The organism is Phenylobacterium aquaticum, assembly GCF_022695515.1.
In the GTDB taxonomy this organism is placed as follows: domain Bacteria; phylum Pseudomonadota; class Alphaproteobacteria; order Caulobacterales; family Caulobacteraceae; genus Phenylobacterium; species Phenylobacterium aquaticum.
Window position 1 is genome coordinate 32374 of record NZ_JALDPT010000028.1, and the last position, 21796, is coordinate 54169.

Sequence of the window (21796 nt, forward strand, 5' to 3'; positions counted from 1 at the left end):
CGCTCGTAATCGCAGGAACCGCGAGACCACATGCTCACCTGGGTGGCCCTCCTGGCGCTCGTCCTCTTCTCCGGGACGACCTATGTCGCCGCGCGGCGCAAGGTCAGCGCCGCCGCCGGCGGTTCGCCGCGCAATATGCACTCCCTGCCGGGCTATTACGGCGCCTATGTCGCGCTCTGGGCCGGCGCGCCGGCCGCCCTGCTGGTGCTGCTGGCGGCCATGTTCGGCGGACGGCTGGAAGACGCCCTGCTGCGGGTTCAGCCGCCGGCGGCCGTCGCCCAGCTGACCCCTGCCGAACAGCAGGTGTTCTTCGACGACGTCCGGGCCACGGCCCACAATCTGCAGGCCAGCGAGACCAGCTACGAGGGCCCGATGCAGGCCGCCCTCCAGGCCAAGACGGCCCAGGCCCGCCAGCTGGAGGCGTTGATCGCCTACGGGTCGGTGGCCGCCGCGGCGGTCCTGGCCCTGTCGGGCGTGTTCCTGGCCCTGCGCCGCATCCGCCCCGACTTCCGCGCCCGCAACAAGGTCGAGGGCTGGGTGGCGGGCCTGTTCATCGTCTGCTCGGTCACCGCCATCCTGACCACGGTCGGCATCGTGGGCTCGCTGGTCTGGGAGAGCCTGCGCTTCTTCCACGCGGTGCCGCTGCAGGACTTCCTGCTGGGCCGCGAATGGGACCCGCAGATCGCCATGCGCTCGGACCAGTACGCCTCCAAGGGCGCGTTCGGCGCGGTGCCGCTGTTCGCCGGCACTTTCCTGATCATGATCATCGCCATGATCGTGGCCGCGCCGATCGGCCTGTTCTCGGCCATCTATCTCTCGGAATACGCCGGCGGCCTGTCGCGGGCGGTGGTCAAGCCGCTGCTGGAGATCCTCGCGGGGGTGCCGACGGTGGTCTACGGCTTCTTCGCCGCCCTGACGGTCGGGCCGATCTTCCGCTCCGGCTTCCACGCCCTGGGCGAGGCCCTGGCGGGCGGCCCCCTGAACAGCCTCGCCCTCTATCTGATGTCGGTCCAGAACCAGATGGCCCTGGTGGCCGGGGCGGTGATGGGCATCATGCTGATCCCCTTCGTCTCCTCGCTCTCCGACGACATCATCAATTCCGTGCCCCAGGCGCTGCGCGACGGCAGCCTGGCCATGGGCGCCACCCGCTCGGAGACGGTCAAGAAGGTGGTGCTGCCCGCCGCCCTGCCGGGGATCATGGCCGCCATGCTGCTGGCGGTGTCCCGCGCCGTCGGCGAGACCATGATTGTGACCATGGCCGCCGGCCTCCAGGCCAAGATGACCATCAATCCCCTCGACACCGTGACCACGGTCACCGTGCAGATCGTCACCCTGCTGACGGGCGATCAGGAGTTCGACAGTCCCAAGACCCTGGCCGCCTTCGGCCTGGGCCTCACCCTCTTCGTGGTGACCTTCCTGTTGAACATCATCGCCCTGCGCATCGTCCAGAAGTACCGGGAACAGTATGACTGACGCCGCCCTCCCGACGGCTCAGCCGTCCCTCCGCCAGACCGTCGAGGCCCGCCTCAAGCGCCGCCACGCCGAGGAGCTGCGGTTCCGCTTCTATGGCCGCGCCGCGATCATCGTGGCCCTGCTGTTCCTGGCCGTCCTGGTCGGCCGGATCGTGGCCCAGGGCTATACGACCTTCGTCGACTATCAGCTGAGCCTGCCGGTCTATGTCGATCCGGCCCGGGTCCAGGTCGATGACTTGTCCGGCGCCAATTACGACCTCCTGATCGCCGATCAGACCCTGGCCCGGCTGGGCGAGAAGGACGACGAGCTGGGAACCCAGTCCGGCAAGCTGATGGAGCTGATCTCCACCGACCTCGGCTTCCAGGTGCTGGAGAAGGTCAAGGCCGACCACAGCCTGATCGGCAAGACCATCACCATCACCGGCCCGGTCCGCGCCGACGGCCAGCTCTATTACAAGGGCCAGATGAAGCGCACGACCGACGAGTCGGAGCGCAAGCTGGACAACCAGCAGCTCGCCTGGCTCGATCGGCTCAAGGCCAAGGGCCTGGTGAAGGGCGGCTTCAATTTCGGCTTCCTCACCAAGTCGGATTCCACCGAGCCCGAACAGGCCGGCGTGCTGGGCGCCATCGTGGGCTCGGCCATGATGCTGCTGGTCACCGCCTCCCTGGCCATTCCGGTCGGCGTGCTGGCGGCCACTTATCTGGAGGAGTTCGCGCCCAAGGGCCGCTGGAGCGACCTCATCGAGGTGAACATCAACAACCTCGCCGCCGTGCCCTCCATCGTCTACGGCCTGCTGGGTCTGGCGGTGTTCATCAACTGGCTGGGCGTGCCCAGGTCCTCGCCCCTGGTCGGCGGTCTGGTCATGGCCCTGATGGCCCTGCCCACCGTGATCATCGCCACCCGCTCGGCGCTGAAGGCGGTGCCGCCCTCGATCCGCGAGGCCGCGCTCGGGGTCGGCGCCTCGCGCACCCAGACGGTGTTCCACCACGTTCTGCCGCTGGCCATGCCCGGCGTCATGACCGGGGCGATCCTGTCCCTGGCCCATGCGCTGGGCGAGACCGCGCCGCTGCTGATGATCGGCATGATCTCCTTCGTGCCCGGCGTGCCCCAGGGCTTCACCGGGGCGGCGACCGTCCTGCCGGTCCAGGTCTTCATCTGGGAAAACGCCTCGGAGCGCGCGTTCGAAGAACGCACCGCCGCGGCGATCCTCGTCCTCCTCACCTTCATGATCATCATGAACATGGCCGCGATCCTGCTTCGCCGCCGCTTCGAACGTCGGTGGTAATGCGATGAACCAGCGCCAATTCAACCAGCCCCTGCGCCACCGCGACGACGAAGGCGCCGCCGCCCCGGCCGTCCATATCGCCGTCGACCGCGGCCACAGCGCCGACAAGTCCGCCGCGATCAAGATCCGCGCCCGCGACGTCAACGTCTTCTATGGCGACAAGCAGGCCCTGTTCGACGTCGGGCTGGATGTGCCGGAACGGGCGGTCACCGCCCTGATCGGCCCCTCCGGCTGCGGCAAGTCCACCTTCCTGCGCTGCATCAACCGGATGAACGACACCATCCCGGGCTGCACGGTGCGCGGCCGCATCGAGCTGGACGGCGAGGACGTCAACGACAGGTCCATCGATCCCGTGGTGCTGCGCGCCCGGGTCGGCATGGTGTTCCAGAAGCCCAACCCGTTCCCCAAGACCATCTTCGAGAACGTCGCCTATGGTCCGCGCATCCACGGCCTGGCCACCGGCAAGGCCGAGCTCGAGGCCATCGTCGAATCCTCCCTGAAGCGGGCCGGCCTGTGGGCCGAGGTCGCCGACCGCCTGCACCAGCCCGGCACCGGCCTGTCCGGCGGCCAGCAGCAGCGCCTGGTCATCGCCCGCGCCATCGCGGTCAGCCCCGAGGTGATCCTGATGGACGAGCCCTGCTCGGCGCTGGACCCGATCGCCACGGCCAAGATCGAGGAACTGATCGACGAGCTGCGCAACCAGTACTGCATCGTCATCGTCACCCACTCCATGGCCCAGGCGGCGCGGGTGTCCCAGAAGACCGCCTTCTTCCACCTGGGCAAGCTGGTGGAGGCCGGGCCGACCGGCGAGATCTTCACCAACCCCCGCGATTCCCGCACCCAGGACTACATCACCGGCCGCTTCGGCTGAGGACCCCGCCATGAACGAGCACATCGTCAAGTCCTATGAGGACGAACTGAACACCCTGACCGCCGAATGCGCGCGGATGGGCGGTCTGACCGAGGCGGCTGTCGCCGACAGCCTGGAAGCCGTGATCAAGCGCGACAAGTCGCTGGCCGAATCCGTCGTCGACCGCGACGAGCGGCTGGACGTCCTGCAGGCCGACATCGAGCGCAAGTCGATCCGCCTGATCGCCCTGCGCCAGCCCATGGCCAACGATCTGCGCCGCACCGTGGCGGCGATGAAGATCGCCACCAATCTGGAACGCTGCGGGGACCTGGCCAAGAACATCGCCAAGCGCACCCTGATCCTGGCCGACGCCGAGCCCATGGCCCCGCTGACCCGTTCGATCGAGCGGATGGGCCGTCTGGTCTGCGGTCGCCTGAAGGACGTGCTGGACGCCTACACCTCGTCCGACGTCGACCGCGCCATCCTGGTCTGGAGCCGGGACGACGAGGTGGACGAGCACTACAACAGCCTGTTCCGCGAACTTCTGACCTACATGATGGGCGACCCGCGCACGATCACCGCCTGCGCCCACCTGCTGTTCGTCGCCAAGAACCTTGAGCGGATCGGCGACCACGCCACCAACATCGCCGAGATCATCCACTACGAGATCACCGGCGAGGAAATGATCTCGGCCGAACGGCCCAAGACCGACGCCCTGCGCGGCTAGGAGCGACTGACGTGATCCCGTTCATTCTGGTGGTCGAGGACGAAGACGCCCTCTCCACCCTGCTGCAGTACAATCTCGACAAGGAAGGCTACGACGTGGTCGTGGCCTCCGACGGCGAGGAGGCTCTGACGCTCGCCAGCGAGCGCCTGCCCGACCTGATCGTGCTCGACTGGATGCTGCCCAAGGTCTCCGGCATCGAGGTCTGCCGCCGGCTGCGCCAGCGGACCGAGAGCCGCAACGTCCCGATCATCATGCTGACCGCCCGCAGCGAGGAGAGCGACCGCATCCGCGGCCTCGACACCGGCGCCGACGACTATGTGGTCAAGCCCTTCGCCATGAGCGAGCTGTCGGCCCGCATCCGCGCGGTCCTTCGCCGGATCCGGCCGGGCCTGGCCGAGGACCGGGTGGCGATCGGCGACCTGATCATGGATCGCGTGGCCCACCGGGTGAAGCGCCAGGGCAAGGAGATCCACCTGGGTCCGACCGAGTTCCGGCTGCTGGACTATCTGATGCAGCATCCGGGCCGGGTGTTCTCGCGCGAGCAGCTACTGGACGCGGTCTGGGGCTCGGACGTCTATGTCGAGGCCCGCACGGTCGACGTCCATATCGGGCGCCTGCGCAAGGCGCTGAACCGCGACGACGTGCTGAGCGATCCGATCCGCACGGTCCGCTCGGCCGGCTACTCGCTGGACATGGACAGCTGACGGCGGCGGCTTGACCCGGGGCGCGCCGCGCGCGAAAGCCCCGGTCCATGAACATACTTCTCGTGGGTTCGGGCGGGCGTGAACACGCGCTGGCCTGGAAGATCGCCGCCTCGCCGCTCACCGCGCGCCTGATCATCGCGCCGGGCAATCCCGGCATGGCCGCCCTGGGCGAGCTGCGCGACGTCAAGCCGACCGACGTGCCGGGGCTGGTCGCCCTGGCCCGGGAGGTCGCCGCCGACCTGGTGGTGATCGGGCCGGAGGTCTCCGTGGAGGCCGGCCTCGCCGACGCCCTGGAGGCGGCCGAGATCTCCTGCTTCGGACCCGTGGCCGCCGCCGGCCAGCTGGAAAGCTCCAAGGCCTTCACCAAGGCGTTCTGCGACCGCCACAGCCTGCCCACCGGCGCCTATGCGGTGTTCGAGGACGCAGGTCTCGCCAAGGCCGGCCTCGCCGCCTTCAAGCCGCCCTATGTGATCAAGGCCGACGGCCTGGCGGCCGGCAAGGGCGTGGTGATCGCGCCCGACCTGGCGACCGCGGAAGCCGCCATCGACGATTGCCTGGCCGGCCGGTTCGGCGCGGCCGGCGCGCGGGTGGTGATCGAGGAGTTCCTGGAGGGCGAAATCGGCTCGATGTTCGCCCTGTGCGACGGCAAGACCTCGATGCTGTTCGGCGGCGTCCAGGATCACAAGCGCGCCTTCGACGGCGAGCAGGGGCCGAACACCGGCGGCATGGGCACCTATTCCCCGGCCCCGGTCTTCACCCCCGAACTGACGGAACAGATCCGCACCCGCCTGGCCGAGCCCGCCTTCGCGGGCATCGCCGCCGAGGGCGCGCCCTATCGCGGCGTGCTGTTCGTCGAGCTGATGGCGACGAAGGACGGTCCCAAGCTGGTCGAGTTCAACACCCGGTTCGGCGATCCGGAATGCCAGGCGCTGATGCTGCGGCTGGAGAGCGACCTCGTCCCCTATCTGCTGGCCTGCGCCACCGGCCAGCTCGACATCATGCCGGAGCCGGTCTGGCGCGACGAGGCGGCGGTCTGCGTGGTGCTGGCGGCCAAGGGCTATCCCGATGCGCCTGAGGCCGGCAGCGAGATCAAGGGCGCCGAGGCCGACTTCGGCCCGGACGTGGTGGTGTTCCATGCGGGAACGCGCCGCGACGCCGACGGGACGCTGCGCGCCGCCGGCGGGCGGGTGCTGAACGTCTGCGCCCGCGGCCCGGACCTCAGGACCGCCCGCGACCGCGCCTATGCCGCCGTGGACCGCATCGACTGGCCGGAGGGTTTCCATCGCCGCGACATCGGCTGGCGCGTGCTCGGGCGCTAGGCGGCGAATTTTTCGAAGAATCGGTCTGCGCCTCGGCGTCGCGCTTGCTCGCGCCCAGGGCGGATCGGTAAGGTGCATTCAAACAAGCGTAAGAGACGACAGGGAACGCCATGGCCGACGCCGCCGAGCAGCAACGCGAACAGCTGAACACGGGCACCAAGGAAGTGGCCGAAAGCCACCGCTTTGACGAGGCCGCCCTGGCCGCCTGGATGGCCGCCAATGTCGAGGGCTATGAGGGTCCGCTCGAGGTCCGCCAGTTCAAGGGCGGCCAGTCGAACCCGACCTATCAGCTGGTCACGCCCAACAAGAAATACGTCATGCGGCGCAAGCCGCCGGGCAAGCTGCTGCCCTCGGCCCACGCCGTGGACCGCGAGTACAAGGTGATCTCGGCGCTCTATCCCACGGGCTTCCCGGTGGCCCGCTCCTACGGCCTGTGCACCGATGACGCCGTGATCGGCACGATGTTCTACGTGATGGACATGGTCGAGGGTCGCATCCTCTGGGACCAGTCCCTGCCGGCCTATGAGCCCGCCGAGCGCCACGCGATCTATATGGCCAAGCTCAAGACCCTGGCCGACCTGCACAACACCGACTACGAGGCCATCGGCCTCGGCGACTATGGCAAGCCCGGCAACTATATGGGCCGTCAGGTCGACCGCTGGACCAAGCAGTACCGCGCCTCGGAGACCGTGAAGATCGACGAGATCGAGCGGCTGATCGAATACCTGCCCCAGTCGGTGCCGGCCCAGGAGCGGACCTCGGTCGTCCACGGCGACTACCGCCTCGACAACATGGTGCTGCACGCCACCGAGCCGAAGGTGATCGCCGTCCTCGACTGGGAGCTGTCGACGCTGGGCGAGCCCCTGGCCGACTTCACCTATCTGCTGATGAACTGGGTCAATGGCTCGATCGCCCAGATCCCGGACCTCAAGGCCCACGGCATTCCGACCATCGAGGAATATGTGGCCGAATACTGCCGCCTGACGGGCCGTTCGGGCCTGCCGGAGGTGAACTGGTTCTTCGCCTATAACAGCTTCCGCCTCGCCGGCATCCTGCAGGGGATCGTGGGCCGGGTGCGCGACGGCACCGCCAACAGCCCGCAGGCCGCGGCCATGGCCGAGCGTGTGCCGCTGCTGGCCAAGGCCGGCTGGGACTTCGCCAAAAAGGCCGGCGCTTAAGACATCAAGGGGGCGAGGAGGGCGTCCAGCGCCGCCTCGTCCTCGAACACGCAGCGCACGGGCCAGGCGACGATCTTCTCACGCCAGTCCGGCGGCAGGCGCGCCCAGTCCTTTTCCGTGGTGACGAGACCGGCGCCCAGATGCGCCGCCTGGTCGGCGAGCGCCTTCAGGGTGGCCGCGTCATAGGCCATGTGGTCGGGGAAGCTGGCGAAGTCCTTGAGGTCGCAGCCCGCGGCCTTGAGCGCGCGCTCCACCTTCCAGGGCTTGCCGATGCCGGCGAAGCCCAGCTGCGGCCCGGCCGGCGGCGGGGCGTCCGGAACCACGCGGGCGATCAGCACCGGCAGGGTCCCGAACACCGCCAGCAGCTCAGGATCGGCCTGGGCGAGGTCGTCGGGCAGCATCAGGACCACCGCATCGGCGCGGGCCAGGCCCACGGCCAGGGGTTCGCGCAAGGGGCCGGCCGGGAACACCGAACCGTCGCCCAGCGGCCATTCACCGTTGCGGGTCTCGCCGTCGACCACCACCAGGGACAGGGCCTTTTTCAGGCTGGGGTTCTGGTGGCCGTCATCCATGACCACGACCTGGGCGCCGGCCCGGACGGCGGCGATGGCCCCGGCGGCACGGTCGCGGGCGATCCATATGGGCGCATCGGCCGCCAGCATCAGGGGCTCGTCCCCCACCTCTGCGGCGCTGTGGCGGGCGGGATCGACCTGGACGGGCCCGGCCAGAGATCCGCCATAGCCGCGCGACAGGCCGTGGGCGGCGACGCCGCGGGCGGTCAGCCGGCGCAGCAGCTCGCGCACCACCGGGGTCTTGCCGACCCCGCCGGCCGTCAGATTGCCGACGCAGATCACCGGCGCCCCGACATCGACCGGACGGGCGCGGGCGATACGCCGCGCTGTCGCCCAGGCCCAGATCCAGGAGACGGGCTTCAGAAGGGCGCGGCTGACCGGGGCCGGGGCGCCCTCGCGCACATACCACCAGCGGGGCGTGGGCAGCTTCATGGGCGCAGCAGGGGGGCGAGGAGGGTCATGGCCTGGTCGAGCGCCGCGCCCTGGCGTTCGGCATAGGCGAGGCCAGCCTCGCCGATCCGCCGCGCGATGGCCGGATAGTCGATCAGGCCGGCGATGTGGCGGGCGAGCGCGGCTTCGTCGGCCGCCTCGATGGCCGCGACCTCGGCGAACATCTCGTCATAGACCGCCCGCGCGTTGAAGGCGTGGGGGCCGGTCACGGCGGCGATCCCCAGCCGGGCGGGCTCCAGCGGATTGTGCCCGCCGACGCCGGGCAGGAAGCTGCCGCCCATGATCGCGGCGCGGGCCAGGCGGAAGAACAGGCCCATCTCGCCCAAGGTGTCGGCCAGATAGATCCCCGGGCCGGGGGGGCTCCCGGCGCTGCGGCGGGTGACCTCGAAGCCCTGGGCGGTCAGGGCCGCGGCGATCTCCTCGGCCCGGTCGGGATGGCGCGGGGCGACGACCAGCAGGGCGTCGCGGTCGGCGGCCTGGAAGGCGCGGGCGATGATCTCCTCCTCGCCCGGATGGGTGCTGGCGGCCAGGATCACCGGCCGCGCGCCGATCGCCGCGCGCAGTCGCTCCAGCTCGGCCGGGTCGCAGGGCAGGGGGCCGCCGGCCTGCTTCAGGCTGAGGAAGGGGCCGACCTGGGCGCCCAGGCGCGCCAGGCGATCGGCGGTCTCGGCCTCCTGGGGCAGGACCAGGTCGAAGGCGCCGAGCAGGGTCCGGGCGGCGGCGGGGACCCGTCCCCAGCCCCGGGCGCTGGCCTGGGTCATCCGGGCGGAGACCAGGGCCAGGCGGACGCCCCGGCGTTTGGCGGCCAGGATCATGTTGGGCCACAGCTCGCTCTCGACGAAGACGCCGAGGTCCGGCCGCCAGTGGTCGAGGAAGCGGGCGACCGTGCGGGGCCCGTCCACCGGGGCGTACTGGTGGATGACGCCGGGCGGCAGGCGGCGCGCCAGGAGCTCGGCCGAGGTGCGGGTGCCGGAAGTGACCAGAATGCGGGTCTCCGGCGCCCGCGCGCCGAGCGCCGCGATCAGCGGCAGCAGGGACAGACTCTCGCCCACGCTCACCCCGTGCAGCCAGACCAGGGGCCCCTCGGGCCGCGGCCGGTCGGCGCGCCCCAGCCGTTCGGCGAGGCGCGCGGGGTCCTCCTTGCCGGCCACGGCGCGGCGGCGCAGCAGGGCCGGGGCGAAGGGCTCCATCAGGCCGGTGGCGGCGCCATAGAGCGCCAGGCTGGCGGGGGCCAAGGCCGCGCCGCTCAGACGGTCTCGGCGGGGGAGAGCTTGCAGCTCGCCGCGTCCCCGGTCTCGATCTGCAGGGTGCAATGGCCGATGCCGAACTGGTGGGCCAGGCCCTCACAGGTGGCGTGCAGGAAGCTGTCCGGCTCGGCGTTGGCCGGGCGGGTCAGGTGGACGGTGAGCGCCGTCTCGGTGGTGCTCATGGCCCAGATGTGCAGGTCGTGGACATCGGTCACGCCGGGGCGGCCGGTCAGCCAGGTCTTCACCGCATTGACGTCGATGCCGCGCGGCGCGGCGTCGAGGGCGAGGTCCACGGAATCCCGCAGCAGGGACCAGGTGCCGACCACGATCACCACCCCGATCCCCAGGCTGAGCACCGGGTCCAGCCAGGTCAGGCTGCTGTTCAGGGTCATCACCGCCGCGCCCAGCACGACGGCGAGGGACACCGCCGCGTCGCTGGCCATGTGCAGGAAGGCGCCGCGGGCGTTGAGGTCGTCATGGCCCTTCATGAACATCAGGGCGGTGGCGGTGTTGATGATCACCCCGACGCCGGCGGTGATCATCACCGGCAGGGTGGCGATGGTGGTCGGCTCCATCAGCCGGCGCACGGACTCAGACGCGATCACCCCGACGGCGACCAGCAGAAGGACGGCGTTGGTCAGGGAGGCCAGGATCGTGCCCTTGCGCAGGCCATAGGTGCGCCGCGTGCTTGGCGCGCGCTTGGCCAGCACCGTCGCGCCCCAGGCCAGGAGCAGGCTCAGCACGTCGGACATGTTGTGGCCGGCGTCGGCCAGCAGGGCCAGGGAGTGGGAGAACAGGCCGGCGCCGACCTCGACCAGCACGAAGCCGAAATTCAGGATGATGCCGATGGCGAAGGCGCGGCCGAAGTCCTTGGGCGCATGACTGTGACCGTGGCCGCCATGGCTGTGGGCGCCGTGGCTGTGTCCGTGGCTGTGTCCATGACCATGATCGTGCGCGTGGCCATGGCTGTGGCCGTGATCATGCCCGTGGTCGTGGGAGTGGCCGGAGGGATCGTGCGCCATGGCCCTATGTCTCACTGAGAAGTCGCCGGATCAATCGGCGACGCGCGCCACCAGCTTTTCGGCTCGGCGTGTAGCATCCGACAGCAGCCCCGACCATTCCGCGATCAGGGATTCAATCAGGGCGTCATCGGCGTCCTTGGGCACGTGGAACGGGCCTTCCCACACCGTCGCCCCGCGGCCGAAGGGCCGGGCGAACATCACCTTGTCCCAGGTGTCGAGCTGGATCGCGGGCGCGGCGGCCAGGCCCATCAGGAACACCGGGGCGCCCGTGCGCTTGGCGATCTGCAGCGAGCCCGAGGCGATCACCTCGTTGGGGCCGCGCGGCCCGTCCGGGGTGACGATCAGCACCCCGCCGTCGCCGACCCAGGTCATGGCCTCGCGGAAGGCGGCGACCACGGCGCGGGCCTTGGCGGAATCGCCCTTCTTGGCGGAGGAGGCGCGGATGGCCGGAAAGCGGGCGCGGGCGAGCGCCTGGGCGATGAATTCCCCGTCCGAGGAGGGCGAGACCAGGCAGCGCAGCTTGGGCTTCCGCCACCAGACCTGGCCGATGCCGAGGCACAGGGGGATGCGTCCGTGCCAGAACAGGCCGATGGCGCCCTGGTCGGAACTGAGCGTCGGCTCGACCTTCTCCAGCCCCACATGGGTCCAGCGGGTCGTCCGCCGGATCAGGATGAGGTAGCCGGCCAGGAGGAGGCCCAGGACGGCCTGGACGCCGGGATTGCGCAGGATCTTCTTCACGCCGCGTCCTCCGCCTCCAGGTCCTGGCTCTTGGCCAGGCGGGCATAGAGGCCGCGCTGGGCGATCAGGGCGGCGTGATCGCCCTGTTCGACCACCTGGCCCTTGTCGATCACATAGATCCGGTCGGCCCCGCGCACGGTCGAGAGGCGATGCGCGATCAGGATGGTGGTGCGGCCGGCCATCAGGCGGGCCAGAGCCGCCTGGACCAGGGCCTCGCTCTCGGTGTCCAGCGCGCTGGTGGCCTCGTCGAGCAGCAGGATGGGGGCGTTCTTCAGGAAGGCGCGGGCGATGGCGATCCGCTGCCGCTGGCCGCCGGACAGCCGGGCGCCGGCCTCGCCGACCAGGGTGTCATAGCCCTTGGGCAGGTCGGTGATGAAGTCGTGGGCCGCGGCGGCTTGCGCGGCCTGTTCGATCTCGGCCTGGCTGGCCTGGGGCCGGGCATAGGCGATGTTGGCGCGGATGGTGTCGTCGAACAGGAAGGGCTCCTGGGTGACCAGGGCGATCTGGTCGCGCAGGGAACTGAGCGTCACTGAGCGGATGTCGGTCCCGTCGATCGTCACCCGGCCCTCGGTGGCGTCATAGAAGCGCGGGATCAGGTTGAGCAGGGTGGTCTTGCCGCCGCCGGACGGGCCGACCAGGGCCACGGTCTGGCCGCGGGCGACGCTGAAGCTGATGTCGGTCAGGGTGGCGGGGCCGCCGGCATAGGCGAAGCCGACATGTTCGAAACCGATCAGCCCCTCGCCGCGGGCCAGGACGGTCGCGCCGGGCGCATCACCGATCTCCGGCTCCACATCCAGGGCCACGAACAGCCGGCGCGCCGCCGACAGGCCCTCGGCCATCACGGTCTGCAGATTGGCGATCTGGCGCAGGGATTGCGACGCCACGCCCAGGCCGCCCAGGAAGGCGACGAAGGCGCCGACCGACATGTGGCCCGACTGCGAGCGCCAGCCGGCATAGGCGATGACGCCGGCGGTGATGACGGTCATCAGGGTCTCGGTCGCCGGCGCGGCGCGGGCCCGGGCGTTGGCGCCCTTGACCAGGAAGTCCTGCCGCCGCTGCACCACCTCGGCGACGCGGGCCTCCTCATAGGCCTCGCGGTTCTCGATCTTCACCACCCGGACGCCGTCCAGGCTTTCCATGATGGCGGTGGACAGGGCCGAGGTCTCGACCATGGCCCCCTTGGCGGCCTTGGTGGTGCGCTTGGAGAAGCGGCGCATGATGCTGGTCGACAGGGGCGCGGCGACGATCAGGGTCAGGGACAGATAGGGATCGGCCGCCACCATCACCCAGATGGCGCCGACCACGGTCAGGAAGTGCTGGGTGTAGTTGATCACGCCCGAGGTCGCCGCCTCGCGGATCAGGCCGGCGTCATAGAGCACCGAGGAGACATAGGCCCCCGAATGCTGGGTGCGCAGATGGGCGAGGTCGGCGCGGACCAGCTTGCCGAACAGCTGCACCTGAACGTCGCCGACCACGGCGTTGCCGATGCGGTTGATCAGCGAGGCCTGGATGATCTGGGCGATCCCCCGGCCGATCGCCATGGCGGCGATGGTGACCGGGATCGACACCAGGGCGGCGGTCTTGTGATTGACCATCAGGTCGTTCACGGCCGGCTTCAGGATGCTGACCAGGGCCGAGGACAGCAGGGCCACGCAGACGGCGGCCAGCATGGCCACGGTCAGGCCCTTCCAGCGGGGGGCCAGATAGGTCCTGGCGATCCGCCCGATCAGGGCGCGGGCCGGAAGCTCGGCGGCGTCGGGGCTGGGGGCGGTCATTCTCGTCTGGGTCGGCGGTCTGGGGCGGGAAGTCAAGATCAGCGGAACCTGCGCCATATAGGGCCTATCGCCCTGGAAAGCTTCCGTTTCGCCCCATCAGCCCCTAGTTAGGGGCGGTCATCCTCCGGAGCGCCCCGTGGCCGAATTCGATCTGACCTCGCCGCGCGGCCGGTTTTCGACCTATCTCGACTATCTGTGGAAGGACCACGCCTATTTGAGGCTCCGGTTCTCCAACGCCCACTGGATCAGCGACGAGCTGGTCAGGACCAATCAGCCCTGGCCGTTCCAGCTGGCCGAATGGAAGCGGCGCGGGATCAAGACCATCGTCAATCTGCGGGGCGGTTTCGACGCCAGCTTCTATGCGCTGGAGAAGGACGCCTGCGCGCGCCTGGGCCTGAAGATGGTCGACTTCACCATCACCTCCCGCGAGGTCCCCAGCCGCGCCCGCGTCCACGGCGCCAAGGCCCTGTTCGAGTCGATCGAATATCCCGCCCTGATCCACTGCAAGTCCGGCGCGGACCGGGCCGGGATCATGAGCGTGTTCTACATGCACTTCCGAAAGGGCCTGCCGATCCGCGAGGCCCTGGAGCAGCTGTCCCTGAAGTACCTGCATGTGAAGCAGGGCAAGACCGGGGTGCTGGACTACACCTTCGAGCGCTACCTCGCCGAGGGCGAACCTGCGGGCCTGACCTTCCTCGAATGGGTCGACAGCCCCGCCTATGACGAGGCCGGCATCAAGGCCGACTTCCGCAGCCAGATGTGGGGGCGGTTGCTGACGGACGGGCTCGTGAAGCGGGAGTAGTTATCTCCCTCGCCCCCTTGGGGGAGAGGGTAGGGTGAGGGGCGCGTCGCGAAGCGGAGCGTCTTGCGGCCGGCGGTTTGGTCGCGGGCCGTCAGCAGAGCCCCTCACCCAACCCTCTCCCCGCGAGCGGGGAGAGGGCCAAGTCTCAATGCTCGTGGTCGTGGTCCGGGTCCAGGTCCGGGTCGAGCAGCTTGTGGGCGTGGATGATGAAGTAGCGCATCAGGGCGTTGTCGACGGTGGACTGGGCCTTGGCGCGCCAGGCGGCCAGCGCCTCGCCATAGCTGCCATAGGCGCCGACCAGATCGACCTTGCCGAGATCGCGGAAGGTGTTGTGTTCGAGGTCCGCCAGTTCGCCGCCGATGACGAGGTGCAGGAGCTGCTTGTCAGGCATGTGGGAAGTTTTCCTAAAAGGAATCAATTCCCCAAGGCGATATGCCGGACTCGGTTAAGGATCAATGGCGCGAGCCCCGGCGTCGCGCACAGCAGGCTGTGCTGCGCAGGCGTCTTGCCGTTGTAGGCGAAGGGGCGGCCCAGATGGTCGCCGCTATAGGCGCCGGCTTCCCGCGCGATCAGGTCGGCGGCGGCCAGGTCCCAGTCGGACTTCGCCACCAGCACCAGGGCCGCGTCGAAGGCGCCGGCCGCCACCAGACACATGCGATAGGCGGTCGAGCTGCGCGCCTCGATCTGCATCGGCGGCCAGGGCTCGGGCCAGGCGGGGTGCTGGAACATGCGGATGTCGCCGACCATGCGCGAGCCTTCCAGCGCCTCGCGGTCGGAGGGGGCGATGGGCGCGCCGTTCAGCCAGGCGCCGGCGCGGCCTTGGCGCTGTAGAGCTCGCCCACGTCGGGGGCGTAGACCACGCCGGCCACCGGCTGGTCATCCTCGATCACCGCGATCGACACCGACCACCAGGGCCGGCCCTTGGCGTAGGAGCGGGTGCCGTCGATGGGATCGACCACGAACAGGCGGCGGCAGGCCAGGCGGTCGGGATTGTCGGCCGTCTCCTCCGACAGCCAGCCATAGTCGGGCCGCGCCGCGCGCAGGGTGTCGATCAGCAGCTGGTCCACCGCCAGGTCGGCGTTGGTGACCGGCGAGGAGTCGGCGGCCTTGTATTCGATCTCAAGGCCCTGATCGCGCAGGGCCAGGGCCAGGTCTCCGGCGGCGCGGGCCGCGTTCAGGATCAGGTCGAGATCGGCTTGGTGCGTCATTTCCCGGCGATGGCCAGTCCGTCGACCAGGATGGAGGGGGCGTTGGCCGAGCCGCGGATCTCAAGATCCGCGCCGGGGACCAGCCGGGCGTAGATGTCGATCAGATTGCCCGCCACGGTGATCTCGGTGACCGGATAGGCGAGCTCGCCGTTCTCGAACCAGAAGCCCGCGCAGCCCACCGACCAGTCGCCGGTGTTGCCGTTCAGCGAGGGGCCGAACATCGAGGTGATCAGCACGCCGGAGCCGGCCTCGCGCATCAGGCCGGCCTGGTCGAGCTGGCCGGGTTCGAGGGTGAGGTTCGAGGTGGAGACGCCGGGCGGACCCGCCAGGCCGCGCGAGGCGTGGCCGGTGGTCGAAAGACCCAGCTGGCGCGCCGACGAGGTGTTCATCAGCCAGGTGGTCAGCACCCCGTCCTCGATCAGGTTCCAGGCGCGATTGGCGACGCCCTCGTCGTCGAAGGGCGAGGAGCCCAGGCCGCGGCGCTTGTGCGGGTCGTCGGTGATCCGCACGCCCTTGGCGAAGACCTGCTGGCCGAGCTTGTCCTTCAGGAACGAGTTGCCGCGGGCGATGGAGGGGCCGGAAATGGCGCCGATCAGGGGGCCGATCAGCGAGGTGGCCAGGCGGTTCTCGAAGATCACCGGGGCGGTGGTCGAGTCGATCTTGCGGGCGCCCAGGCGGGCGGCGGCGCGGCGGCCGGCCTCGGCGCCGATCACGTCGGGGGCGGGCAGGTCGGACAGCCAGCGGGTGGAGCGGCCGTCATAGCCGCTCTCCATCTCGTCGCCTTCGCCGGCGACGACGGAGGCGCCGACCGAGAAGCCCGAGGCGCGGTGCAGGCCGGAAAAGCCATTGGAGGTGACCAGCCGCCAGGTCGAGCGGGAGGTGGAGGCCGAGCCGCCCTCGGAATTGGAGATGCGCGGCATGGCGCGGGCGGCGTCCTCGGCGGCGCGGGCCCGGTCCTCAAGCTCTTCCGGGCTGGGCTCGGAGGCGTCGAACAGGTCGAGGTCCTGGTGCGGCGCGCCGGCGTGGGCGTGGGCCTCGGCGAGACCCGCATAGGGATCTTCCGGCGCGAGCTTCGCCATGGCGACGGCCCGGGCGACCAGCTTGGCGCGGGCCTCGGTGGAGATGTCGGAGCCGGAGACGGTGGCCTGCTGCTTGCCGACAAAGACCCGCAGGCCGATGTCGCGGGACTCCTCCCGCTCCACTTCCTCGAGCTTGCCCAGGCGGACACTGATTCCCAGGGCGTGGCGTTCGGCGCCGACGGCTTCGGCGGCGTCGGCTCCGGCCTTCAGGGCGGCGGCGACGACATCGGCTAAGAGGCTCTCTTCCATCCCCGCCATATGGCCGCCCGGAGGGCCGGGGGCAAGCTTAAGCCACGGCGTAGAACAGCAGCACCGCGCCCAGGAACACATAGGCGATCCAGGTCATCAATATGCCGATGGCCCGGGGGAAGGAGGCGGCGCCGGAATTGGACAGGCCGACCCCGTGCAGCACCCGGCCGACGAACAGCAGGAAGCCGGCCACATGCACGGCCAGCGGCGGGGCGTCGACCACCGCCAGGACCGCGATGCCGACCATGGCGGCGGGGACATATTCGGTGGCGTTGCCGAAGGCCCGGATGGCCTGGGCCAGCTCCGGCACCCCGCCATCGCCGAGAGCGACCTTGTGACGCTGGCGCTGGCGCACGACCAGCAGGGACAGGACCAGCAGCAGCAGGAGGTGCAGGCCGACCCAGAGCGCGGCGGCGTGACCCGAATTGACGACGTCCATAACAATGTTCTCCTGGGCCGCGGGGCCGGCAGTTGTGCGCGGATTGGCGCCGAGGGCAAGCCCGGGATTGTCTGCGGCGCGCCGGCAAGCGGAACGGCAGGATTGAACCACAAAGGGCACAAAGGGCGCGAAGGTCACAAAGGATGGGGCCTTCGCTCGGGAATATCGACGGGCGCTTCGCGCCGAAGACTGGATGATCGCTGTCCCCGCCTCGCCGCCGCGTCTTCGTGTCCTTCGCTTCCTTTGTGCCCTTTGTGGTCAATATCGGGTGTCGCCGCGTCTCGAAGGTGTGGCGGCGATCCGTATCAGTCCACCGGATCCCCAGACCCCGGCAGGCCCAGCCGCGACCACTTGGCGGTGACGGCCTCGACCGTCGCCTGGTCCATGCCGAGCTTCTCGCCCCATTCGCGATGGGTCTCGGGCGGCCACTTGTTGGTGGCGTCCAGGCCGATCTTGGAACCCAGCCCGCTCTCCGGAGAGGCGAAGTCCAGATAGTCGATGGGGGTGTTCTCGATCAGGGTCACGTCGCGGGCCGGATCCATGCGGGTCGAGAGCGCCCACATGACGTCCTTCCAGTCGCGGGCGTCGATGTCGTCGTCCACGACGATCACCCACTTGGTGTACATGAACTGCCGCAGATAGCTCCAGACGCCCATCATCACCCGCTTGGCGTGGCCCGGATAGGCCTTCTTCATCGAGACCACAGCGATGCGGTAGGAGCAGCCCTCGGGCGGCAGCCAGAAGTCGACGATCTCCGGGAACTGCTGGCGGATCAGGGGGATGAACACCTCGTTGAGCGCCTCGCCCAGCACGCTGGGCTCGTCCGGCGGCCGGCCGGTGAAGGTGGTCAGATAGATCGGGTTCTTGCGCATGGTGATGGCGCTGATCTCGAACACCGGGAAGCGCTCGACGGAATTGTAATAGCCGGTGTGGTCCCCGTACGGCCCCTCGTCGGCGTATTCGTCGAGCAGGACGTGTCCCTCCAGCACGATCTCGGCCTGGGCCGGGACCATCAGGGGCACGGTCTTGGCGGGGACGAGGTCGAGCTTGGCGCCGCGCATCAGGCCGGCGAACTGGTACTCCGACAGGGTGTCGGGCACCGGGGTCACGGCCGCCAGGATGGTGCCGGGATGGCGCCGATCACCGCGCAGGCGGGCAGAGGCTCGCGCTTGCCGGCCTTCTTCCAGCGCTGGTGGTGCTGGGCGCCGCCACGGTGGGCCAGCCAGCGCATGATGGTGCGGTTCTTCCCCAGCACCTGCATCCGGTAGATGCCGAGATTGTAGTTGTCCTCGCGGTCGTCGGACGGGCCCTTGGTGACCACCAGGGGCCAGGTGATCAGGGGGGCGGGCTCCCCCGGCCAGCAGGTCTGGATCGGCAGCTTGGTCAGGTCGATGTCGTCGCCCTTCAGCACGATCTCCTGCACGGGCGCCTTCTTCACCGTGGCCGGCCGCATGGACATCACCGTCTTGGCGAGCGGCAGCATCTCCATGGCGTCCTTGATGCCGCGCGGCGGCTCAGGCGCGCGCAGGAAGGCCAGGAGTTCGCCCACCTCGCGCAACTCGCCGGCGGTGGTGCGCTCGACGCCGTCCAGGGTCACGCCCATGGCGACCCGCTTCACCGTGCCGAACAGATTGACCAGGCAGGGCATGTTCGACGGTTCGCCGTCGGCGCGGATGACGTTCTCGAACAGGACGGCGGGGCCGCCGGTGGCCAGCAGGCGGCGCTGGATCTCGGTCATCTCCAGCACGGTGGAGACCGGCTCGGTCACCCGCACCAGTTCGCCCGCCTTCTCCAGCTTGGCGATGAAATCCCGCAAGGACTTGTAGGCCATGTCCGCTCCCGGTTCGGTCGTGCCGGTTAGTTAGGGCGCGCGGGTCTGGCTGTCACCTGCGCGGCGGCTTAAGATCACCGGCATGAAGCGCCTCGACCTTGATGACCTGCCGCCCAAGCTCGCCGCCCTGCTGACCGGGCTGGAGGCGGGGGAGGAGTTGCTGCTGGTCCAGAACGGCGGCGTCGCCGGGCGGCTGACGGCCATGGCCCGGCCTGCGCCCGAGGCCGAGGCGGAGGAGGTCACGCCGGAGCGGGCCTCGGAAGTGTTCGAACTGTTCCGCGCCTCGATCGAGGACGAGTTCTAGCCCGCCTTCGCCGCGTCGAATTCCTTCACCAGCTTCTTCGGCGCGATCTCCCGAAAGCGGCGGTCGAGGAAGTTGCGGAACGAGCCGGGGTGCAGGGTCGCGATGCGGGCCAGCACGGCGGGATAGTCGCGGTAGTGGGCGGTGATGTGGAAGGTCTCCGGCTCGGCCTCCATCAGCATCTCGCGCTCGTCGACATGGACGCCCATCAGCACGACGCTCTGGTCGTCCTTGCGCAGGCGGGTGAAGAACTTGCCCGCCACCTTGAAGGCCGGATGGCCATAGGACACGCCCTCCTCGGTCCCGGGGAAGGACAGCACGATCTCGCGCATTTCGTCGGGGGTCATGGGCGCTTCTCCTGCTCGCGTCGGGCATCATAGGCCTTGATGTCGGACTTGCGCGCGATCTGACGCCAGCGTTTCCACAGGAAGCGCTCCAGGGCCTGAGGCGTCAGGCTGGCGAGCCTCGCCAGCATGCCGGGATAGTCCTTGTAGTGGTCGGTGATGTGGAAGGTCTCGGGCTCGGCCTGGAGCAGCATTTCGCGCTCGTCGAAACTCACGCCCACGATCATGGCGTCCGCGCCCAGCAGCCGGGCCAGGACCTTGCCGTTCACCTTGAACACCACCGAGCCCATATTGAAGCCCTCCTCGGCGCCCGGAATGGCGAGGGCGAGGCTGCGCATCTCGTCGGGGGTCACTTGGTGGCCGATCCCAGCTGCCGGCCCTCGGCGCTGGCCGCGATCAGAATCTCCAGGCGCCGGACGCGGGTGGGGGCGGCCTTGGCGCTCACCACCCGATGGACCGCGACCTTGCGATACCACGGGGGAAAGGCCTGGAACTGGGCCCAGGCGGCGGCCTCGGTCTGGAATCGGGCCAGCTCCTCAGGGCTGAAGACCTCCGCCGGCTTCTCGTAGGAATATTTGAGCGTCCGGGACTGGCCGACCGCGTGGGCGGCGCGACCGGCGGGGGCGACCAGGCCCAGGGCGTCCAGCTCGGCGAAGCGCTTCAGATTGACCTGGCTCCAGATTCCGCCCGGCTTCCGGGGCGTGAAGCGGATGCGGTAGGCCTCGTCGTCGATGCGGTGGCGTACCCCGTCGATCCAGCCGAAGCACAGGGCTTCGTCCACCGATTGCGGCCAGGTCATTGAGGCGCGGCCCGACCCGACCTTCCAGAAGCCCACCGAGATTTCGGACGCCCGCGAATGGTGTTCGCTCAGCCAATTGCGCCAAGCGGCCTGGGTCTCGAAGAACCGGGGGGAGTCGCTCATGGCGCGGGCTTGAGGTTCAGGAAGTCCAGGGCGTCGCCGATGGGTATGAAGAAGTTGATATTCTCCGGCACCCCGTCGGGCCGGTAGCCCAAGTCGGTCAGGCCGATCACCAGGCCCTTTTCGTCCAACAGGGGGCCGCCGCTGTTGCCATGGGTGACGGCGACATCGCTTTGAATGAAGCTGAAGCCGTCCAGGATGCGGTTGGCGGAAACGATCCCCTTGGTCACGGTGCCCTGCAGCGCTTCCTGCAGGGGCGCGCCGATGGCGAAGACCGCCTCGCCCGGCGTCGCCTTGGCGGTCCGTAGCGGGAGCGGTGTCCGCCCGTGCGGACCCGTTCGCACCAGGGCGACGTCCCGCGCCTTCTGCACCCGCACCACCTCGCCCTCGGACTCGAACCCGTCCGACCAGTGGACGCGCACCTTGGCGTCGGTTCCGACCACATGGGCGTTGGTCAGCAGATAGCCGTCGGGCGAGACCAGGAAGGCGCTGCCCATGCCGCCGCTGGCGTGCACCACCACCACCGAGCCCGTCGCCTCGGAAATCGGCGGGGGTCGCCCCTGGCCGAGGCTTGCGATCAGGATGGGCGTCTTGGCGGTCGTCCGGTCATGATCGGCCTGGGCGTCCGACGGAGCGGCGATGAAGACCTCCCGAAACGCCGGAGCCGCCGCCAGCGCCTTGGCGTTCTCGCCAAAGGCCGCGATCAGGGCCTTGTGCTCGCCATGCACGGCGAATTGACTGACGTCGAAGCCCGCCTTGGTGGAGATGGTCGCCACGGTGCGGCGTTGTATGCGGGAATAGATCTGCCATTCGACGGCCAGGATCGCCGAGCCCTTCCAAAGCGTCGGACCATTCGAGTTTGGCCAGCCGCAGACTCGCGCCTGGACGGACGTGACGCGCGCACCGATCGCAAACTCCGTGGCCATATCCGCTGGGGTGTCGAACAATCCCCTGTCTCGTGGCCCGAAACCTACGGCCTTCATTCTGCGATCAAAGGCCTCGACCAACTCGTCCTGGGTGATCTCGTCGTCCACGGGCGGCCAGACCACCTTGCCGAAGGGAATGCAAAACGGACCAAACCGCAGATCACCCCAGACCTGTCCGTTCTTGACGTCGGAAATCACCTTGAAGAGTTCGGTGGGCTTGACGTCCGAGCCGACAGGGATCGGCGCAATGGCCGGTATCGGGGGAAGCTCAAGCGGGGGAGAAGCCCAGGCGTTACCCGACACTAGAACCCAAGCGGCGAAGAGCCCGCCAATCCACCGAACTCCGTTCCCCACGGCT

General features: G+C 69.4%; 21 protein-coding genes and 2 pseudogenes. 9 read left to right on the plus strand and 14 right to left on the minus strand.

The window, feature by feature from the left end; translation table 11 throughout:
- Positions 1-30 precede the first annotated feature (30 nt).
- From pstC to MQH10_RS18685, 7 genes are all read left to right on the plus strand, one after another.
- The gene (gene pstC / locus MQH10_RS18655) at positions 31-1473 is read left to right on the plus strand and encodes a phosphate ABC transporter permease subunit PstC (protein ID WP_242565508.1); all 1443 of its coding nucleotides are present in this window, start codon (positions 31-33) and stop codon (positions 1471-1473) included.
- A complete protein-coding gene (pstA, locus tag MQH10_RS18660; protein ID WP_242565509.1) occupies positions 1466-2758 on the plus strand; it encodes a phosphate ABC transporter permease PstA in 1293 nt (430 codons plus the stop codon). Before pstC ends, pstA begins: the two co-directional genes overlap by 8 nt.
- A 4-nt stretch (positions 2759-2762) precedes the next feature.
- The gene (gene pstB / locus MQH10_RS18665; protein ID WP_242565510.1) at positions 2763-3629 is read left to right on the plus strand and encodes a phosphate ABC transporter ATP-binding protein PstB; all 867 of its coding nucleotides are present in this window, start codon (positions 2763-2765) and stop codon (positions 3627-3629) included.
- A gap of 10 nt (positions 3630-3639) precedes the next feature.
- On the plus strand, positions 3640-4335 hold the full coding sequence (gene phoU, locus MQH10_RS18670) for a phosphate signaling complex protein PhoU (protein WP_242565511.1): 696 nt from the start codon (positions 3640-3642) through the stop codon (positions 4333-4335).
- Between the two features lie 11 nt (positions 4336-4346).
- Positions 4347-5039 (plus strand): phosphate regulon transcriptional regulator PhoB, encoded by a 693-nt coding sequence (gene phoB / locus MQH10_RS18675; RefSeq protein ID WP_242565512.1) that lies wholly within the window; start codon positions 4347-4349, stop codon positions 5037-5039.
- 47 nt (positions 5040-5086) lie between these two features.
- Positions 5087-6358, plus strand: coding sequence for a phosphoribosylamine--glycine ligase (gene purD, locus MQH10_RS18680; RefSeq protein ID WP_242565513.1), 1272 nt, complete (start codon positions 5087-5089; stop codon positions 6356-6358).
- 110 nt (positions 6359-6468) lie between these two features.
- Complete coding sequence (locus MQH10_RS18685) at positions 6469-7536, plus strand: phosphotransferase family protein (protein WP_242565514.1); 1068 nt, start codon at positions 6469-6471, stop codon at positions 7534-7536.
- On the opposite strand, the gene lpxK is transcribed toward MQH10_RS18685, so the two are convergent.
- The 5 genes from lpxK to MQH10_RS18710 are packed head-to-tail and all read right to left on the minus strand — an operon-like array spanning position 7533 to position 13340.
- Positions 7533-8540 (minus strand): tetraacyldisaccharide 4'-kinase, encoded by a 1008-nt coding sequence (lpxK, locus tag MQH10_RS18690; protein ID WP_242565515.1) that lies wholly within the window; start codon positions 8538-8540, stop codon positions 7533-7535. The genes MQH10_RS18685 and lpxK overlap by 4 nt on opposite strands.
- Complete coding sequence (locus MQH10_RS18695) at positions 8537-9793, minus strand: 3-deoxy-D-manno-octulosonic acid transferase (RefSeq protein WP_242565516.1); 1257 nt, start codon at positions 9791-9793, stop codon at positions 8537-8539. Before MQH10_RS18695 ends, lpxK begins: the two co-directional genes overlap by 4 nt.
- Before the next feature lie 11 nt (positions 9794-9804).
- On the minus strand, positions 9805-10827 hold the full coding sequence (locus MQH10_RS18700; protein ID WP_242565517.1) for a cation diffusion facilitator family transporter: 1023 nt from the start codon (positions 10825-10827) through the stop codon (positions 9805-9807).
- A gap of 30 nt (positions 10828-10857) precedes the next feature.
- The gene (locus MQH10_RS18705) at positions 10858-11565 is read right to left on the minus strand and encodes a lysophospholipid acyltransferase family protein (RefSeq protein WP_242565518.1); all 708 of its coding nucleotides are present in this window, start codon (positions 11563-11565) and stop codon (positions 10858-10860) included.
- Complete coding sequence (locus MQH10_RS18710) at positions 11562-13340, minus strand: ABC transporter ATP-binding protein (protein WP_242565519.1); 1779 nt, start codon at positions 13338-13340, stop codon at positions 11562-11564. The genes MQH10_RS18705 and MQH10_RS18710 overlap by 4 nt, the downstream gene beginning before the upstream one ends.
- A gap of 136 nt (positions 13341-13476) precedes the next feature.
- On the opposite strand from MQH10_RS18710, the gene MQH10_RS18715 reads away from it, so the two are divergent.
- The gene (locus tag MQH10_RS18715) at positions 13477-14142 is read left to right on the plus strand and encodes a fused DSP-PTPase phosphatase/NAD kinase-like protein (protein ID WP_242565520.1); all 666 of its coding nucleotides are present in this window, start codon (positions 13477-13479) and stop codon (positions 14140-14142) included.
- Positions 14143-14287: 145 nt separating this feature from the next.
- Here the strand turns inward: MQH10_RS18715 and MQH10_RS18720 are convergent, their stop codons facing one another.
- The 5 genes and pseudogenes from MQH10_RS18720 to MQH10_RS18740 form a co-directional block, all read right to left on the minus strand.
- The gene (locus tag MQH10_RS18720) at positions 14288-14533 is read right to left on the minus strand and encodes a DUF4170 domain-containing protein (protein ID WP_242565521.1); all 246 of its coding nucleotides are present in this window, start codon (positions 14531-14533) and stop codon (positions 14288-14290) included.
- A gap of 23 nt (positions 14534-14556) precedes the next feature.
- Positions 14557-15350 (minus strand): annotated as a pseudogene (locus MQH10_RS18725) (3'(2'),5'-bisphosphate nucleotidase CysQ).
- Positions 15347-16678: a TldD/PmbA family protein gene (locus MQH10_RS18730; RefSeq protein ID WP_242565545.1), complete on the minus strand. Its 1332-nt coding sequence runs from the start codon at positions 16676-16678 to the stop codon at positions 15347-15349. The pseudogene MQH10_RS18725 and the gene MQH10_RS18730 overlap by 4 nt, the downstream one beginning before the upstream one ends.
- A 37-nt stretch (positions 16679-16715) precedes the next feature.
- Complete coding sequence (locus MQH10_RS18735; RefSeq protein WP_242565522.1) at positions 16716-17117, minus strand: MAPEG family protein; 402 nt, start codon at positions 17115-17117, stop codon at positions 16716-16718.
- A 305-nt stretch (positions 17118-17422) separates the two neighbouring features.
- Positions 17423-18948 (minus strand): annotated as a pseudogene (locus MQH10_RS18740) (UbiD family decarboxylase).
- An 82-nt stretch (positions 18949-19030) separates the two neighbouring features.
- On the opposite strand from MQH10_RS18740, the gene MQH10_RS18745 reads away from it, so the two are divergent.
- Positions 19031-19252 (plus strand): hypothetical protein, encoded by a 222-nt coding sequence (locus MQH10_RS18745; RefSeq protein WP_242565523.1) that lies wholly within the window; start codon positions 19031-19033, stop codon positions 19250-19252.
- Here the strand turns inward: MQH10_RS18745 and MQH10_RS18750 are convergent.
- From MQH10_RS18750 to MQH10_RS18765, 4 genes are read right to left on the minus strand one after another with little or no spacing between them, the layout of a single operon-like run.
- Positions 19249-19596: an MmcQ/YjbR family DNA-binding protein gene (locus MQH10_RS18750; protein ID WP_242565524.1), complete on the minus strand. Its 348-nt coding sequence runs from the start codon at positions 19594-19596 to the stop codon at positions 19249-19251. The genes MQH10_RS18745 and MQH10_RS18750 overlap by 4 nt on opposite strands.
- Positions 19593-19946, minus strand: a complete 354-nt coding sequence (locus MQH10_RS18755; protein WP_242565525.1) for an MmcQ/YjbR family DNA-binding protein — start codon at positions 19944-19946, stop codon at positions 19593-19595. Before MQH10_RS18755 ends, MQH10_RS18750 begins: the two co-directional genes overlap by 4 nt.
- Positions 19943-20515, minus strand: a complete 573-nt coding sequence (locus MQH10_RS18760; protein WP_242565526.1) for a YdeI/OmpD-associated family protein — start codon at positions 20513-20515, stop codon at positions 19943-19945. The genes MQH10_RS18755 and MQH10_RS18760 overlap by 4 nt, the downstream gene beginning before the upstream one ends.
- Positions 20512-21636, minus strand: a complete 1125-nt coding sequence (locus tag MQH10_RS18765) for a S1C family serine protease (RefSeq protein ID WP_242565527.1) — start codon at positions 21634-21636, stop codon at positions 20512-20514. The genes MQH10_RS18760 and MQH10_RS18765 overlap by 4 nt, the downstream gene beginning before the upstream one ends.
- Between the last annotated feature and the right edge of the window lie 160 nt (positions 21637-21796).

What these genes read in the sequence shown, in the direction of transcription:
- pstC (WP_242565508.1), top strand. Translation starts at nt 31, where the DNA reads ATGCTCACCTGGGTGGCCCTCCTGGCGCTCGTCCTCTTCTCCGGGACG.
- pstA (WP_242565509.1), top strand. Translation starts at nt 1,466, where the DNA reads ATGACTGACGCCGCCCTCCCGACGGCTCAGCCGTCCCTCCGCCAGACC.
- pstB (WP_242565510.1), top strand. Translation starts at nt 2,763, where the DNA reads ATGAACCAGCGCCAATTCAACCAGCCCCTGCGCCACCGCGACGACGAA.
- phoU (WP_242565511.1), top strand. Translation starts at nt 3,640, where the DNA reads ATGAACGAGCACATCGTCAAGTCCTATGAGGACGAACTGAACACCCTG.
- purD (WP_242565513.1), top strand. Translation starts at nt 5,087, where the DNA reads ATGAACATACTTCTCGTGGGTTCGGGCGGGCGTGAACACGCGCTGGCC.
- MQH10_RS18685 (WP_242565514.1), top strand. Translation starts at nt 6,469, where the DNA reads ATGGCCGACGCCGCCGAGCAGCAACGCGAACAGCTGAACACGGGCACC.
- lpxK (WP_242565515.1), bottom strand. Translation starts at nt 8,540, where the DNA reads ATGAAGCTGCCCACGCCCCGCTGGTGGTATGTGCGCGAGGGCGCCCCG.
- MQH10_RS18700 (WP_242565517.1), bottom strand. Translation starts at nt 10,827, where the DNA reads ATGGCGCACGATCCCTCCGGCCACTCCCACGACCACGGGCATGATCAC.
- MQH10_RS18710 (WP_242565519.1), bottom strand. Translation starts at nt 13,340, where the DNA reads ATGACCGCCCCCAGCCCCGACGCCGCCGAGCTTCCGGCCCGCGCCCTG.
- MQH10_RS18720 (WP_242565521.1), bottom strand. Translation starts at nt 14,533, where the DNA reads ATGCCTGACAAGCAGCTCCTGCACCTCGTCATCGGCGGCGAACTGGCG.
- MQH10_RS18730 (WP_242565545.1), bottom strand. Translation starts at nt 16,678, where the DNA reads ATGGAAGAGAGCCTCTTAGCCGATGTCGTCGCCGCCGCCCTGAAGGCC.
- MQH10_RS18735 (WP_242565522.1), bottom strand. Translation starts at nt 17,117, where the DNA reads ATGGACGTCGTCAATTCGGGTCACGCCGCCGCGCTCTGGGTCGGCCTG.
- MQH10_RS18745 (WP_242565523.1), top strand. Translation starts at nt 19,031, where the DNA reads ATGAAGCGCCTCGACCTTGATGACCTGCCGCCCAAGCTCGCCGCCCTG.
- MQH10_RS18750 (WP_242565524.1), bottom strand. Translation starts at nt 19,596, where the DNA reads ATGACCCCCGACGAAATGCGCGAGATCGTGCTGTCCTTCCCCGGGACC.
- MQH10_RS18760 (WP_242565526.1), bottom strand. Translation starts at nt 20,515, where the DNA reads ATGAGCGACTCCCCCCGGTTCTTCGAGACCCAGGCCGCTTGGCGCAAT.